Genomic DNA, 15759 nt, shown 5'->3' on the forward strand with positions numbered 1-15759 from the left:
CCCTTGCAGCTTGTTTTTTAAGAAACAAAGATTCTGGCTCATAAAATCCATTACAATAATCTGAGAAAATTACAGTTGTGTTTTTCTTTGGTTCCTCAGCCGGAAGATTTGCAATAAAGGATTCTGCATCCCTTTTTAATAAACAAGGCTTTCCATTCTGGCCGCAAGATTTTCTTACCTGTTTACCATTTTCATCATAAAACCAATAATACCAAGCTTTAATCTTTTTACCGTTTTTTGTGATTGTTCGTTGAAATAGGTGTCGTACCATAACTATTCCTTTGTTTGTCTATGCACATAATTTTGATTTTTATTCACATTTTATGCACATTTATCAGCATTTTACACCTATAAACCATATTTAGTGTTGTTTTTAGATATAAAACCGATTAAATAACACTATATTTTATCATTTAATCGGCTGAATACTCAAAAGCAGACTCCATCTAGTGTAGTTTTAGGTTGTTCTATAATTATTTTAACCCTATTCATATCAATATTCAACATATTTATTGTTATATATTGTTAGTTTTATGCACACATTTATGCACACACAGCTTTTTTGGTGGTATTATTAATTATGAGTAGCAAAATATTCTATTTCTCTTTGTGATGGATGGCCGTGTTTCTTTGGTGCTTTTGTCAAAGGTTTTGGCTTTTTCATGCGAGAATATATCTTAATGAAGTTACGAACCGTACTCCAATTTACATTGTATGTTTTCGCAATTGAATTAATACTTTCTCCATTTTTATAAGCCGTAATTATTTCCTTTTCATATTTCCTTAGTTTTACATTATAAATCTTCTCTCCTTGTTTCCGGCCTACTCTCTTTCCTTTTGCTCTTGCTACAGCAAGGCCCTGTTTTGTTCTTTCTGAAATTAACTCTCTTTCTATTTGTGCTGATAGTCCAAAAGCAAACATAATAACTGATGTAATAATATCGCTGCTATTCTCAGGATTTAAGTCAAAATTTTTTTTGATTGCAACACATCTTATTTTCCGTTTTTTCATTTCTGAGATAATATCAAAAATCATTGTTATACTTCTTCCTAATCTTGAAAGTTCTGTAATTACCAAAACATCACCTTCTTGCATTTTATCCAGACATTCACCTAAGCAACGTTTATGAAAATCTACAGTACCACTTTTCTTTTCTTCGATCCAATTATCAATGTTAAATGTTTCTAAAATAGCTTTTTTCTGATTCTCTAAATTCTGTTCTTCTGTTGAAACTCTTACATAACCATAAAACATAGATTACCTCCGTATTATTCTAACTGTAATAGATGATTGAAAAATTGCAAGTTTTAGTATATTCGATTCTAAACGGACGGAAAAATGGGAGTAGATTTTGCACATCCAATTAATTCAATTTATTATCAACTTCCTACACAGTCTGATCCAAATACTTTATTTAAGTTCACCACATGGACTGATATTACATCTAGTTATGCAGGTGCTTTCTTCCGTGCAGCAGGTGGAGACGCTGCTGCTTTTGGAACACGTCAAAATCAATCTACGGCTGTTAATGGACTTTCAGCAACACAAGCTAGTCATACTCACACATTATGGATGGGATCATCTTCTAGTGGTTCTCAGGCAGTACCATATAGATATAATACTGTAAGTGGAACAGCCGATTGGGCTTATGAACAAGCACTGTCTTATGAACGGCCTGCTATATCGTTATCCGGTGATGTAGAAACAAGACCAACAAACTATGCAATAAAGATTTGGAAACGAACAGCATAATTTAAGGGAACGGATAGTATATCTAGTGGAAAACATGATAATTGTACTTTAGGAGAATATTTAAAAGATAGACTAGGCTCACATAATCACAATTTCAACTTAGGTTCATCAACTGTTAATTATTTTGAAGTTGGTTCTGCTTATGGTTCTTATTCCTTATTTCCAAGAGCAGGAGACGGTTATAGTGGTGCAATAACTATAGCGCATGAAGGTGAAGCCACAACTAGAGGTAAACGTAAAGGTGTCCTTTACCTTATAAAAGTATTATAAAACCTTTATTAAATATAGTATACCTTTTTCTTTTGTACGAGTAACTTTTCCCATTCTCGGAAATCCGTCTCCAACATCTATGTCAGCGATTTCTGTTACAACATAGGAAGTTGAGGATGTAGGATTGCTATTACCTGCTAAAACTGATGCTCCATTATTACCTGCAGAACCATTTTCCAATATATTTGTTTTGTGTCTATGATTTTGAACTTGGTCATCCTTAAATTCACCTAATGTAAATACATCGTGAGAATGACGAACATTACCTAATCCATCCGTTCCATTAGTTCCGATACCTACCAATGCTACTTCTCGGTAGTCTGGAAGATTAAAGTGTGTACTATCAGCATAACCATAACGTGACAAAAGTGTATTTGTTCCGTCATATTTCTGAGTATTAAATTTATTAAAAAGTTTTGCGTAAGTAGTTCTTAGAACAGACTGTCCGTTACATTCAAGCCAACCATAAGGGATTTCATTTGTTGCCTTTGCTCTAACTGTTCCAACTTCTTCATCTCCAACTTTTCCGTCCGCATAGATTGTATAATCATCACTACTCAGGACAACCGGATTTCCAACGACAACAAAACAACTATTTGTGCTGTTATATATAACTTCAATTGTTGTAAATGCCTGAATATATCTGTAAACACCAGAAGAAATATTATGAGCATAAATACTTTGAAGTGTTCCGCCTTTTGTAATTTTTACAGGATAACTAGTACCTTTATAAGAGAACGAAAGAGCCGATGTTGTGTTGCTTCCAGAAATATTTGCTGTAAACATAATCTTGAATGGCATACCATTTACCAAACTAGGATATTTACTATCATTAGCCCTGATTGTTGTGGTATTAGTTGTTATAATAATTGGATCAACATAAAGTTTATTTGCTGCATCTGTTTCATCTGTTGGATTTGCTGTTTTAACATGACCATTAGAATCTCGCATTGCAAGTCTACTAGCCATAGGATTAACAGATCCAAAATACTCCATAAACTCAATTTCATCAGAAGTAAAAGCACCTGTTGATGTTGTATCACCGGCAACAAAAGTTTGTTGTGGCATATAGAACATTCTTCCACCGTTAGCAGTTCCTTTTACGATAGAGAATATTTTTCCTTTCATTTTGTTTGGAGTATTATAATCAGTAACTCTAGTCCAGGTAGAAGATGTGTTATACTGATAAATACCATTCTGTTTTTTATTTGTCTGGCTCTTTACTAAGATATAATTACCACTTGAAAGATTTGAGATACCATCAATTGTCTGTGTTCCAGAAAGTGTTACATTTCCTGTTGTTGCAACCTGAATAGTTACTGTATCAACATTGTATTTTCCGGCCGGTGTTGTTGTTCCGGTTGAAAGAACCTTATTAATAAGAGTATCACGTTCTTTCTCAGAATTCTGCAGAGCTGTATATACAGCACCACTTGTTATATATTTTGTACTTCCACTAGTAACAGTTGTGTCACGACCATAGTTTTCTACAGAACCAAGACCTACATCACCTTTTGTAACTGTTACATCTTCTGAAAGAGCATGGCCATTTACAGTTGTAGTTTTATCAACCTTTAGACCAATTGAAGTATTTAAGGTTGATACGGCAGAATCTAAATCACTTTTATTTACAGCATCTTCATTAGCTGTTGCACTAGCCGTTTTTACATGGCCATTAGTATCTCTGTATGCTATTTTACTTGGAAGTTTATCAATAGAGGCAATGTGTTCAACAAAAGGAATTGTATCTGTTCCAAAAGCACTACCATTAGTAAAATTAACTTTTGGCATATAGAACATTTTACCTTTATTTACAGTACCATTATTTACACTAAATATTTTAGCTTTTAATTTATTTGGTGTATTAAATGCTGTAGGTCTACTCCAACTTCCACCAGATACAACCTGATAAACACCATTTTCTTTGGCATTAGTCTGATTTTTAACTAATACATAATCATTATTTGACAAACTCTTTCCATCAATTGTTTGTAAACCTGAAAGAGTTATATTTCCGGTTGTGGCTGCCATAATTGCTGTTGAATCAAAAGCAAATCTATCTACAGATAAAACACCGTTGGTATATTCAGTATTATCAAGAGTCTGTTCAAGGGCTGAAACTCTATCTGCAAGAGAAGATAATGAAGATGAAATTAAATCAGTTACTTTCTTTGTAACAATATGATTATCTGATGTTGCTGTATATCCATTTGTTGAAAGTTTTCCATTTGCATCAATAGAAATTGCATCATTTGCACCGACCTTTATTTTTGCTGTTCCATTACCGGCAGCATACAAGGTAATTGGTTCTGAAAGAGTATTGTTTTCATCAGCAATTGCTGATACTGAAAGTGATCCCTTAAAGTTATAAATACCGTAAGTATAATAAGCATCATACAATGTTTTTATTAATGCGATAACACTTGTTATAGTTGTAGCAAGTGTAGTTGTTGCCGTAATATTTGATACCGGAGTTGTAATATTTGCGCCTAAAGGTAGAACGTTACCGTTTACCTGTTTTGCACCAATACCAATATCAAGAGAATCTGTATTAATTACGTTGTCCTTATGTGTTCCATCTTCATTATGCTGAACACGGAATCTTTCATTTACGTCTGAGATATAACCGATATTATAAGTAATTGTTTTTTCTGTAGTCCAATCACTATTTTCTTCACCGGCAATATCAGCAGTTATATTTTTAATATCTGATGCTGAAATTGTTGAATTATTAGCACGAATAACAACTTCTGCAAGTTTTACCCATCCGGCATCTACTTCTGGCGCAACACTAGCACCTTCTACACCCTTTTTAATTCTGTAAACAGGGCGCATAAGTTTCTTTGTATCTACATACTGATATGTCTGAATATTTGTATCAGGATCGTTGAAAGCTCGCTGCTGATTATCGTATGTTTCCCATTGGCCCTGAACTTCGATAATATCAATACGGCCATTAGAACTTTCCTCAAAACCATACTCCATTGCTGCTTCTTCTGTTCTACCAAAAGGAATACCGGTTGATTTACATACACCATAAATAGGTTCTACTTTTACGTTCATTCCTACATCTGGAAGCACTTTACCGTTTATTACAAAATCCTGATTAGATTCAAGAATCATCTGTGTAGACTTAGCTACATTTTCTGCAATTTTTTCAAAAGCAAATTCAAAGTCATTAGCCTTTACAATTTCGTTATCTAAAACATGAGCAGTAGTAAAAGTTGAATCCTGTACTGACATTTTATACCTCCGGTAAATAAAAAAAGCCGGAACCCCTTATTAAAAGAGTTCCGGCTGTAGATTTCTCAACATACCAATATTTGTTTTATTATATCATACTTTATTTTTTATTTGCAAGTTTATTTCTTACGTTACTCTAAATAATCACGAACAATAATATCAAGATAAGCTCTTACACCCTGAGATCGTAAGTAATCAAGTAAATCATCATAAATATCATTTGCAAACCCAACCGGTACACCAGATAAAAATGATTTATCATAATAACCATAATGACTGTATCTAGGCTGTGGTGGAGTCAGTTTTATTTCTATAGTTAATTCTGTGGTTTCTGCACTAGTTGTAAGAGTTAATATCTTTGAAGTCAAAGATTCAGCACTGAATATATTAGAATCAAAATGCTCTTTCCATGTGCTAGTACCAAAATCAAAATACTTACCATTGTTATCTTTTACCAAAACTGAAAGTTTACCGGTAAAAGAAAATGATAAATTATAGATTGTTGAATGAGATACATTAATTGTTTTACTGATCATAGCTAAAGAATCTGAAATATCAACAGAGTCAGAACTCATGGTACAATCTTTCAAATCCCAATCACTAGGTAAAACACTAGTTCCATTACCTGATAAAGTAGGACTATTTATTGTTGCAGTTATAACACTTGTCTGAGTATTAGGATCATCGTCACCGGCAGCAAGTCCAAAAGCATTTTCTGCAGTATTACCATCAAAATGTGCTATTACAGTAAAACTACTATATGGTTGCTTTGCAAAGAGTCTAAAGTAGTCTATATAAGTTAACGTGTCTACATAAATAAACGAAACTGTAATTTTTGTTGCATTACTATTCGTGATAAAAAACAGTGTACAATTATCCCAATCTTCTGTTGTAAAACTATTATTTACAGCACTATTTTTCCATGTCTTTGTCTTATAATCCCAATATTTATTGTGATTATCTTTAATCTGAACGTTTACATTTCCTTTTAAGAAGAAATGCAGAAAATATGTTGCTGATGAATTAACATCTACCTGCTGACTTAATGTTGCACCATTCTGATTAAGTTCAATTCCATAAGCCTTTGAAAATCTTGCTTCCGGTCTGGCAACACAATTAGTTAAAGTCCAATCAGTAGGTGTATCAGTATCAATATCACCATCTAAAAATAAATTACCTAAACCGACTTCTACAGCATCTATTTTATTTGTGTTTTCAATAAGATAAACAGTAGCATGAGGGAAATATTGCCTAAACACACTTTTTACATCATAAGGTGTACCCCATTTTGTATCATGGTTTCTGATAAATATTGCGCTTATTCGGGCCTTAAAACCTTCATCAGTTTCATCAGAAAACCGTTCAAGAAAAGAGAAAAAATTAGTTGTTTTTTCAAGCATGTCACCGGTCTGTTCATAAATATTTGGTGTTGAAGTCCACTCTTTCATATATTCAAGAAGATCAGTAACTTGTTTCTGAATAGCTCCGGTTCCTGCTGAATTTGCGACAACTGCAGAAAAAATCGGTTTACTCTTGTCTATTGTTTTAGGGAACGTTCCTCTTATTTGTTCTAACAAATCCATTTTTTACCCTCTACTGCTGCACAGGATGAATCACTACATCATAGAATCTAGCAATCTGATTAACACCAATTGTAACGTTATCAGCATTTCCGTTTAATGTGAGACCTGATATATCTGTTACACCAGAAATCTGTTTTAGTAATACAATTATAGAAGAAAGAACTACATTTTCGTGAATTCCAAGACCGTTAATATACTCCTGTAATTTTACAGTTACATCACTCTCTACACGAGCTTGTTCTGCACGATAAATAGTAACGGTTACTTCAATAGTTATGGCAACTCCAATAGCAGCCTGAAAATCAACATTAATTCCGGCAGCTCTTAATCCTGGATTTTCTTCTGTATCATTTCCATTTACCAAGTCAATACACTGATTTTTCAAATCATCAGGTAAAAGTCCGGCACCATTATCTACATAAACCGTAAAATTATATATATCGTTTTTCGGTGGAAAATGTTCATCTATACTTACAGAACGAACACCTTCGAGACCTAAAAGACCGGCCATAATTCCATATCTGTTAGATCCCTGTAAACCATTTATATAATACTTAAAACGTCTTAACATCTGAGTCTGAGTTTCAGCATTTGTTCCACCAATAGCTTTATATGGATTATTACAACTTACAATTTCTGCAGATAAATTACTTTCAATTGTTCTAATAGAATCAGATGGAACGTTATATTCAAGTCCGATATTCTCAGCAATAGCAGGAATTGGATCTGATTCTGTCTGACCGCTTGCAATACTTCCTACATCAGTTGTAATGAAAACAAGAGTTCCATCACTAACTCTAGTTCCTACAGGGATAGTTGAAATACTTGTGGATGCTGCATTGCGTGTAAAAACAATGTTTACGGTTGCTTTCTGGCCCTTCTTCTGCTGAAAGTCAAAAACTGAATAAGGAATAGCTCTAAGGTTATTTGAATAACCGTTTCGAGTATCAATATACCCCTGCTCTACCGGTCGTGCTACAGATTCAAAAATATTCATAATATTTGAACCGGCATTAAAATCAGTTATACCTGAGTTTATAACAGCACAAGCCTTCATTTCATCTATCAATGTTTGATATGGTTTGGTATTCATTTATACAACACCCCCAAAATTCTGTTTTGTTCCATTTTTATCTACATAAACAACAGATACGGCTAATTCATCACCAATACCGTTGAACTGAATATCTTCTACAGTTTCTACACGAGGATCTTCTACAGTAGTCTGGTGAACACTTGCCTGAATTAATGATGAAGAAGCATTTAAGGCATCACCTATAGAAGCTTGAATTCCGTAAACTTCAAGCCTTATTCTTGCTCCAACAAGTGTTGAATATCTATTCAGCAAAGCCTGTTCCAGATTGTCAATTCCATTAACTAACTGTAAGTCTCCGTTATAAACCGCAAAATCTCTATTTTTAATAATTAAATCTTTACCGTAATTGTCTTTTACATCTGGTGTATTATAGATTTCATTATCAGAAATTGAACTTTCTGCAAAAATAAGTTTTGGAATTACAATAGATTGTCCTACTTCTAACGGATCTTCAGAAGATAAATTATTATACATAGCAATAATACTTGATAATGAGGCATCACCGTAATAATCCTGAGCTAACTGGTCCCAATTAGTTTCAGCATCAGTTATACTAACCACCTTATATCCATAAGTAATTATGATTCTATCATCTTCACCGGTATCACCTGGAATAACAGCAAAACTTAAATCATTAAGGTTTTTACTTGTTATAACAGTAACTTGATTAGCAATATCAGAACCTTCTTTAGAAAGACTTGAATAAACATCAGATATATCCTGATCACTTACTGTATCATCAAATAATTCTTTTACAGTCTGCCAAGAACTTTCACTAAAATAAACATCATCAAAGTTATTACATTTTTCGTAGAGATTACTAAATGTTTCTTTTAGTGCTACACAACCATTCCAGACATTTGCAGCAATAGTAGGATAGAATCTAACGGCTGTATAAAAAACCTTATCACCAAGCATTACTGTATCGGTTGCAATATCTCCTACACCCGACATAATACCATTTACAACATCTGCATAATGATTAATAGCTCCATTAAAAGCATCAATAGACGTTCTACAAGCTCCAATTGCATTAGAAATGGCAGTAAGATACGTTCCACCAATTTCTTCAATTTTATCAAGTGCATGAGACATTCTATAGATAAATCCATCTTCACCGGTTAACTGATTAAACCAAGTTGTAACGGATTGCAGGCTACTCAGGAACTTATTATTATCAATAATCCCCTGTAATTTATAAGTTTTTTTAGTTACTTCTGGTTCACCGGTTGCAGAGAATTTATAATTATAACAAAACGGTTTATCTTTATTTCTTGAAATATCTAACTGCCCTACATAAATTCTCCACCACTTAGGATTATTTTTAACATCAACATTTCCACCATTTAGAGAATATAAGTAAACCTCTTTATTTTGAAGATTATCTCTTTGGCCATATTTCTTTAATAAATCTCTAAGATAGAATATTTCTTGTTCACCGGTCATTTCACCAATACCTAACCTGCTTTTATATATAATCTTTAGTTCCTGATTAATTGTAGAACCGGAAAGATTTATCTGTACTAAATCGTTTCCATAATCAGCAACAACGGCACCCCCAAAAGTTTTTGTTTCACTTTTGCGCTGTGGAAAAATAAATTCTTCACTTTCTGGTGGTACTGAAAAAGTAAACGCATCAGTTAAAATACCATTTAATTTAAATTCGAGAAGATAGGCTTTTTTCCAATAATTAGCATTTAAGTATTTTGCCATTTTTAATCACCTCTCACTTTATTCTGGCCGGCATCACTAATCCATATATCACATACATCTGTGATAGTTGCACCTGACTGAGTATTTGAACCAATAACAGTTAACTTTCCTTTAGTACATTTACTTGTATTAATAGTAAGAATAGTTGCGTTTTCATCAGCCAAACAAATAGGTACACCATCTATTTTATTTTTTTGTGAATTACCTGTTAGAGTTCCGGAAGCCGAAACAAAAGTTACAGTAGATCCATCTATAAGCGATGTTGTTATAAGTCCTGTCAAAGCTGTTACAACTATATTTATTGATGTAACAACACTTTTATTATCTCTTTTCATTTTTGGAGATTTCTGAACAATATAACAAACTTCTGTTACACCAGATAAATCAACTTCTTGTTTTAGCGAGTCATAACATGTCAATTTATAATCTTCATTCGCAAGGTATAACATTAAGCTGATACCTCCAAATGACCTAAGATTGTTACTTTCTTTGTTGGAGAAGATTCATACTTAATTACATCTGTATTATCATCTTTTATTGAGATTCCACTATCAGATGTTATAATCTTCTTTTTATTTTTATCTGTTACTGAAATACCATTCTCATTGATAATAATTGTATTTCCCCAAGCTGTGACTGATACTTCTTTAGGTTGTGATTTCTGGCTATCTTCTGTAGTGTTTACATTAAAATGAATATTACCGTCATTTGATTCTACAGAATAATTACCATTTGAATATTCTTCCTGAATATCCCATCCACCCTGAGTTTTTGTTTCACGACAATTATTTTTATTTTCTAATTCACTTTCACTTGCAGCCCATAACTTTCTTATGTTTTCGTCACCTTTAGAAAATCCAGAACAAAGAACAAAAGCACCTACAGCCGTAAATGTTGGAGTAAGAACAAATACTCTTGATTTTATTGGTGGTAAGTTTCTTGTAGATGGAATATAGTTTTTACTATCATCTACTGTCACCCATTCACTTGAAAAAACCGGAATATTTTTATATTCAAAGCCGGTATCTGAGATAACTGTTACAGTATTATTCAGAGAATTCTGAGCTGAAACAATTCCCCAAAATCCAATTCTACCGGCTAAGTAGTTGATATTAGGAAGCGGAGTATGATTTGCATTTGTTTTATGAGTATTTACTTTTACATTCATTAATCAAACTCCCTATATGCTGCAGATAGACTTTCCAATCGTTTGAAAATCCCATTTATATACTTTCCACCACGGCTAACCTGATAATTAATCATAGGATTATCACCGTAATTCCAGGTATGTTTTGATGTATTTATATAGAAAAGACCTTGTGCAAAACTAATCCATTCACCTATTTTTGCCTGCTGTTCACTAGTAATATTTACAAGTGTAAAATCACCATTGTACATATCATCTAAATGACCAAACCAATTACTCATGTCATTTACAAGTTTTTCAACATCTTTTACATCAAAGGTATCTGTATTATCTTTTTCATTAAGTGTATAACCAACAAAAGAGCATGTTAAAAGTTGATTTCCATAAATCTTTGTTTTAAGTGCATCAGCATCAGAAAGATTGTAGCCTTTTATTTTTCCGTTATTCTCTGCAGCATTTAATGAAAGGTAAAAATCAGGACTCTGACTAGAGCCTTCAATATATGGCATAAAAGCTGTATAAACTTCATCACATGTCCTAGTAAGAGTAAAGTCTGTAAGTGTAACCGGCTTTATTGCACGTTTCGCAACAGGTTTATCAAAAGGAACTTTTCTTATGGCAATTTTAGGATTATTAAAATCATCTATAAATCCAAATATCTCATATATTGGTTTAGGAAGAATCTTCTGAATAAAATCAATAAAATTAACTTTTCCGGTATCAAACAAATTGCTTGAAATAGGATATAAAAACTGATCATTAGTTGTTTCAAAAATTCCATTTTTATACCAAAGATCAATAATTCCACCAATAGCAAAATTTGAAATCTCTTTGTTTTCTTCTGTTCTTTCTTTGAATTCTTTAAATGTAGTTTCAGCAATATCTTTAATAGTTATTGGAGCTGTAGCCTGTCGATTTGCCAAGTCTATTTTAATACGGTTATTTGCTTCTGTATTTTGGAAAATACAAGCCTTAATATCAGTATTGATATTATAGTAGAGAAATAACCATTCTATTGATTTACCTGAAACTGTAACGGATTTATTTAGATTACTTGATATTCCACCAATTGAAACTGTAGTAACAACACCAATAAAATCTACTTTAGATTCAACTCCACTTTCAGATATTACAATCATATCTAAAGGTCTTACTTCATCCATAAAAGTAGGTTCAAATGAGTTTCTTGTAATGTCCTCTTTAATAGTAAATGAAAATGAACCACCGAAATTTTCAAGTGAGTTTTCAAAATTATATGATTGTAGATTTTTTCCAGAAATATATGATGATGTAGGAGTAAATTCCTGATAAGGTAGTTTTGTTGCATTACCATTATCATCAACAGAATGAAAACATTTAATTGTAGGCTGTGGCGCTTGTGATAACACTTCCATTCTAAAAACTCCAAAAGTTAAATAAAAAAGCCGGAATAATGCAAAACATTACTCCGGCTGCCAATTTCTCAACATACCAATGATTTATTTAATTTTATTCTATCTATAGCATATTGTCAATGTTTAATAAGGTATGTATATTTCTTCTTGACAAATATAATAAAGACGCTATAATAATAATTGGTGATAGTTAGTTGCTATCGAACCCACCTGGAAGTGGTTATTCTTTGTACGGTTATTTAGCTTTACAAAGGTGTAAAAAGATCTCTGGAAACAGAGATTTTTTTATTTAACTTACATTCACATTCATATTATAATCCGTAAATGACAATACATAGTTTTTCTTTTCTTCATCATAAGCTATAACAAGTTCCACCGGTTCAACAATTGTCTTATTTTTATCTTTATCAAAATATTTTATTCTGCATACCACACCATACGTTACGTTTTTGTGTGGTAAGTATTTTCCCTTTACCCCTGTTTCTTTATCATAATCATATTCACGTCTATAAGATTTATACAACAATTTGCCGTTTTTTAATATCTCAGGAACAAAAGGCAGATACCTTAGTTTATGCCTTGTTGCATCTACACTTCTATCTTCTCCTTTTGTTTCATATCCATGTTCTTTTGTTTTCTCATTTACTAATATTTCTCTATTACCTAATGCCGGACAAAGAAGTTTTTGTTCCTGTAATTTTGCAATTTCAGCATCAACATTTTCTTCGGTTACTTCATCTAATATATGACCTGAGATTATAGGTGTTTCTAATGCAATATTTTTTATTGCTTTTCTATTTGAACTTACACCAGGTTGATTGGATGGATAAATATATCTCCATTCACCATCTGCATCTTTGTATTTACGAATGTACTTATGAGACTTCTCAATTTCTTCATAAACCGACTTCTTGATTAATAATTTCATCTAATACCCCCAACAAAAAAAAACAGCCGACACTTCCCCTACGAAAAATGCCGACTGTTCTTTACGACCAAATCGTATACTTATTTTAATACCTAAATACGGCTTTTACAACTTTATGCAGCCATAGCACTTGCAATTCTTATAATAGATTCCATAGTAAATAAAGCATTGTATTTATCATCATTTACTACGCAACCTTTTTCAATTCCAAGGGCCGTTGCTGAATAACCGTATGGTTCTTTTTTGATATAACCACGCAAGACATAAAAATCTGTAAAATCAGCCTGATTTATACCCGATATTCTGGATGCTTCTGTAAGATCAAAGGTTTTAATAGTCTTTTTCATTCTGTCACCACCTTATTTCTTACAATAACAACCTTTTTTTTCAACGGAAATTCAGCCTTTCTTTTTTCTGCCTTATTAAGCCGTTCACGGAATTTGTTATTTTCGTTTACAACTTCTTTAAGCTGATGTTTCATTTCAACTAAATCCTGTTTAAGCAAAGTGATATATGTTTCTTTGCTTTTATCCAGAATTAAGCCAAGGCCGTATAAAATCTGTTCTGGAGCAAGTTCTCTATGTGCAAGGAAACCCTTTATTTTGTTTACAACATCTTTTGGATTTGCATAATTGATACAACTATTTATTGTAGTATAAGTAACTTTATCATCCACAATAGGTAATTCTATCAAATTCTTAATATCATAACTGTAATTTTGAATTAAAGTATAACACAATGTTTCAGCAAGTGTTTTCCATCCTTCTACATTATCTTCAAGTTTACATTCAGATGGTTTTATATTTGCAAAAGTCCAAAGTTTTTCATAGATTACAGTTTCAATATCAACCATCAAATTAGGATCTTCACTATAGAAAACAGCACCTTTACAATCAATTCCATCACAAACATCATCAACAAAATCTTTAATGTTTATTTCTTTTGACATTCTTCCAACTCCTTTTCTATAGCTTGAACAATTTTCTTTTCTGCTGATTCATTGTAATAGAATGTTTCTACTTCCCTATTACAATTCTTTGCCTTGTTTACCCTTGTAAAACCGTTATCATCAGTTTTTGTAATGCCTAATTTTTTTGCAATTGCACCAACTTTTTGACAAGAAAGGCCATAAGGTTTACCAATCATTTCAGCCGTTTTGCCGTGTTCTGTAACTTCCGGCAATGGAAGAAGAAATTCACCTGTAAGTTCTTTTGTTGCATGAGCATCAATAATCTGTTTCCAGGTCTTTGAATTACCGTTGTACTCAGCAGCAATTTCACGCAATAACTTAGCTCTTTCAAGTCCTATTTCCTTGTCTTTCAACGGATCAATAGAAATTACCTGATATGAACCAGATTTACGGATTGAAGGAATAACTTCTTTTGTTACCCATCTTTCAAAAGGTTTTGCCATTGGACTGTTTGAACGGTTAAGAATACGGTAAAGAAGTGATTCTGAACCATAAGGAGCCGGTTCTTTTGAGTGTTCAACTTTTTTGAACACTAATTCATCTTCATCAGCCATGTCTTTCCACATTGAAGCTGTACTTCTACCTACTTCCAAAACTTTCGCAATATCAGAAAGTCTGAACCAGAGATTATTGTTTTCTTCAAAACAATCCACAATACCATTCTCAAAACCCTGGAAATCTGTTAAAGTTTTTCCTGAGTTATCCGATTTTACTAATGAGTTTTTCATTAGATACACTCCTTTCACCGTTGTATGCTTGGCGGCTGACGGTGATTGTTTTTTTTAAAGTCCTCATACGAGAACTTTTAAGAATAAAAAAAAATCCTTATATAAGAGAACGTCTAGTTACTAGCTAGAAAACACTACTTACCAAGTGTTCATTCCCTTATATAAGGATTCTTTGTTTCGGTAAGTAATATAATCAGGTAGTTACTCTGATATAAAGTTTATTTTTCAGAACTTTATGTAATTATTATTATATCTTATAAAAACTTTGTCAAGTAAAAAAGTTGTTAATAATAAACAATTTTGTTACGATAATATCAGTATGGAAAACTTAGATTTTTGGAATAGAGTAAAAGCTCTTATAAAGGAAAATAAAATTACACAAGAAATGTTGGCTAATAAAGCCGGAATTAGTTTTAATAATTTAAAACAACAGATATTCTATAATCGTTATCCTACTGCCGATGAAGCCGTAAAAATTGCACAAGTTCTTAATACAACCGTAGAATATCTGGTAACAGGTAAACCTATTATTGATGAAGAATTTAAACAAGCCTATAAAGATGAACTTATAAAAACACTAACAAATGTACTAAAATAACCTGGACAACCGTGGTCTAGGGTATACCTTTACTTTGAAAGTATAGGTATACGAAAAAAACTTGCATTTTTTCTATAAAAGCCTTACTTTATATATGGAGGTGTTTTATGAAGAAATTATTTATTCTTATTCTGACAAGTCTTTTTTGCGTAGGCTTATTTGCAGCACCAAAAATTCCTAAATCAGACACTATTGATACATCAAAATATTTGACGTACCTAAATGATTCTGGAACGAATTTATATTCAACAATTGCTGTATCTAATAAAAATGAAAACATTTATTTATTCTCTATAAATAATCAATCATATATTACAGATACATATATTAGCATCA

16 protein-coding genes are annotated in these 15759 nt (G+C 32.3%); 3 read left to right on the forward strand and 13 right to left on the reverse strand.

Features of this window, described 5'->3' with window-relative positions:
• A partial coding sequence (locus ACKI5C_RS07295; protein ID WP_407432506.1) for a hypothetical protein occupies window positions 1-271 on the reverse strand: 271 nt, incomplete at its 3' end.
• Window positions 272-574: 303 nt separating this feature from the next.
• The gene (locus ACKI5C_RS07300) at window positions 575-1255 is read right to left on the reverse strand and encodes a recombinase family protein (RefSeq protein ID WP_407432507.1); all 681 of its coding nucleotides are present in this window, start codon (window positions 1253-1255) and stop codon (window positions 575-577) included.
• Between the two features lie 84 nt (window positions 1256-1339).
• Here ACKI5C_RS07300 and ACKI5C_RS07305 point away from each other — a divergent pair, with 84 nt between their 5' ends.
• Entirely contained in the window at window positions 1340-1753 is a 414-nt protein-coding gene (locus ACKI5C_RS07305) for a hypothetical protein (RefSeq protein WP_407432508.1), read from the forward strand.
• A gap of 264 nt (window positions 1754-2017) precedes the next feature.
• Here the strand turns inward: ACKI5C_RS07305 and ACKI5C_RS07310 are convergent, their stop codons facing one another.
• The 11 genes from ACKI5C_RS07310 to ACKI5C_RS07360 form a co-directional block, all read right to left on the reverse strand.
• Window positions 2018-5266 (reverse strand): phage tail protein, encoded by a 3249-nt coding sequence (locus ACKI5C_RS07310; RefSeq protein ID WP_407432509.1) that lies wholly within the window; start codon window positions 5264-5266, stop codon window positions 2018-2020.
• Window positions 5267-5397: 131 nt separating this feature from the next.
• Window positions 5398-6849: a hypothetical protein gene (locus ACKI5C_RS07315; RefSeq protein ID WP_407432510.1), complete on the reverse strand. Its 1452-nt coding sequence runs from the start codon at window positions 6847-6849 to the stop codon at window positions 5398-5400.
• Window positions 6850-6859: 10 nt separating this feature from the next.
• Window positions 6860-7942 (reverse strand): baseplate J/gp47 family protein, encoded by a 1083-nt coding sequence (locus tag ACKI5C_RS07320; protein ID WP_407432511.1) that lies wholly within the window; start codon window positions 7940-7942, stop codon window positions 6860-6862.
• Complete coding sequence (locus tag ACKI5C_RS07325) at window positions 7943-9658, reverse strand: hypothetical protein (protein ID WP_407432512.1); 1716 nt, start codon at window positions 9656-9658, stop codon at window positions 7943-7945.
• A gap of 2 nt (window positions 9659-9660) precedes the next feature.
• Window positions 9661-10107 carry a hypothetical protein gene (locus tag ACKI5C_RS07330; protein ID WP_407432513.1) on the reverse strand — a complete coding sequence of 149 codons (447 nt, stop codon included), beginning with the start codon at window positions 10105-10107 and terminating at the stop codon, window positions 9661-9663.
• Entirely contained in the window at window positions 10107-10826 is a 720-nt protein-coding gene (locus ACKI5C_RS07335) for a hypothetical protein (RefSeq protein ID WP_407432514.1), read from the reverse strand. Before ACKI5C_RS07335 ends, ACKI5C_RS07330 begins: the two co-directional genes overlap by 1 nt.
• A complete protein-coding gene (locus ACKI5C_RS07340) occupies window positions 10826-12199 on the reverse strand; it encodes a hypothetical protein (protein WP_407432515.1) in 1374 nt (457 codons plus the stop codon). The genes ACKI5C_RS07335 and ACKI5C_RS07340 overlap by 1 nt, the downstream gene beginning before the upstream one ends.
• 289 nt (window positions 12200-12488) lie before the next feature.
• Window positions 12489-13127: a hypothetical protein gene (locus ACKI5C_RS07345; protein WP_407432516.1), complete on the reverse strand. Its 639-nt coding sequence runs from the start codon at window positions 13125-13127 to the stop codon at window positions 12489-12491.
• A gap of 113 nt (window positions 13128-13240) precedes the next feature.
• The gene (locus ACKI5C_RS07350; RefSeq protein WP_407432517.1) at window positions 13241-13474 is read right to left on the reverse strand and encodes a hypothetical protein; all 234 of its coding nucleotides are present in this window, start codon (window positions 13472-13474) and stop codon (window positions 13241-13243) included.
• Window positions 13471-14076, reverse strand: coding sequence for a hypothetical protein (locus ACKI5C_RS07355; protein ID WP_407432518.1), 606 nt, complete (start codon window positions 14074-14076; stop codon window positions 13471-13473). Before ACKI5C_RS07355 ends, ACKI5C_RS07350 begins: the two co-directional genes overlap by 4 nt.
• On the reverse strand, window positions 14061-14825 hold the full coding sequence (locus tag ACKI5C_RS07360; protein WP_407432519.1) for a Bro-N domain-containing protein: 765 nt from the start codon (window positions 14823-14825) through the stop codon (window positions 14061-14063). Before ACKI5C_RS07360 ends, ACKI5C_RS07355 begins: the two co-directional genes overlap by 16 nt.
• 319 nt (window positions 14826-15144) lie before the next feature.
• Between ACKI5C_RS07360 and ACKI5C_RS07365 the strand changes: the two genes are divergently transcribed.
• Window positions 15145-15423, forward strand: a complete 279-nt coding sequence (locus ACKI5C_RS07365; protein WP_407432520.1) for a helix-turn-helix domain-containing protein — start codon at window positions 15145-15147, stop codon at window positions 15421-15423.
• Window positions 15424-15530: 107 nt separating this feature from the next.
• On the forward strand, window positions 15531-15759 hold a 229-nt coding region (locus ACKI5C_RS07370), incomplete at its 3' end, for a hypothetical protein (protein ID WP_407432521.1).

Source organism: Methanobrevibacter sp. (assembly GCF_045646045.1).
GTDB lineage: Archaea > Methanobacteriota > Methanobacteria > Methanobacteriales > Methanobacteriaceae > Methanocatella.

Excerpts from the sequence above, each read along its gene's own strand:
- ACKI5C_RS07300 (WP_407432507.1), bottom strand. The coding sequence starts at position 1,255 with ATGTTTTATGGTTATGTAAGAGTTTCAACAGAAGAACAGAATTTAGAG.
- ACKI5C_RS07305 (WP_407432508.1), top strand. The coding sequence starts at position 1,340 with ATGGGAGTAGATTTTGCACATCCAATTAATTCAATTTATTATCAACTT.
- ACKI5C_RS07310 (WP_407432509.1), bottom strand. The coding sequence starts at position 5,266 with ATGTCAGTACAGGATTCAACTTTTACTACTGCTCATGTTTTAGATAAC.
- ACKI5C_RS07315 (WP_407432510.1), bottom strand. The coding sequence starts at position 6,849 with ATGGATTTGTTAGAACAAATAAGAGGAACGTTCCCTAAAACAATAGAC.
- ACKI5C_RS07320 (WP_407432511.1), bottom strand. The coding sequence starts at position 7,942 with ATGAATACCAAACCATATCAAACATTGATAGATGAAATGAAGGCTTGT.
- ACKI5C_RS07325 (WP_407432512.1), bottom strand. The coding sequence starts at position 9,658 with ATGGCAAAATACTTAAATGCTAATTATTGGAAAAAAGCCTATCTTCTC.
- ACKI5C_RS07330 (WP_407432513.1), bottom strand. The coding sequence starts at position 10,107 with ATGTTATACCTTGCGAATGAAGATTATAAATTGACATGTTATGACTCG.
- ACKI5C_RS07335 (WP_407432514.1), bottom strand. The coding sequence starts at position 10,826 with ATGAATGTAAAAGTAAATACTCATAAAACAAATGCAAATCATACTCCG.
- ACKI5C_RS07340 (WP_407432515.1), bottom strand. The coding sequence starts at position 12,199 with ATGGAAGTGTTATCACAAGCGCCACAGCCTACAATTAAATGTTTTCAT.
- ACKI5C_RS07345 (WP_407432516.1), bottom strand. The coding sequence starts at position 13,127 with ATGAAATTATTAATCAAGAAGTCGGTTTATGAAGAAATTGAGAAGTCT.
- ACKI5C_RS07350 (WP_407432517.1), bottom strand. The coding sequence starts at position 13,474 with ATGAAAAAGACTATTAAAACCTTTGATCTTACAGAAGCATCCAGAATA.
- ACKI5C_RS07355 (WP_407432518.1), bottom strand. The coding sequence starts at position 14,076 with ATGTCAAAAGAAATAAACATTAAAGATTTTGTTGATGATGTTTGTGAT.
- ACKI5C_RS07360 (WP_407432519.1), bottom strand. The coding sequence starts at position 14,825 with ATGAAAAACTCATTAGTAAAATCGGATAACTCAGGAAAAACTTTAACA.
- ACKI5C_RS07365 (WP_407432520.1), top strand. The coding sequence starts at position 15,145 with ATGGAAAACTTAGATTTTTGGAATAGAGTAAAAGCTCTTATAAAGGAA.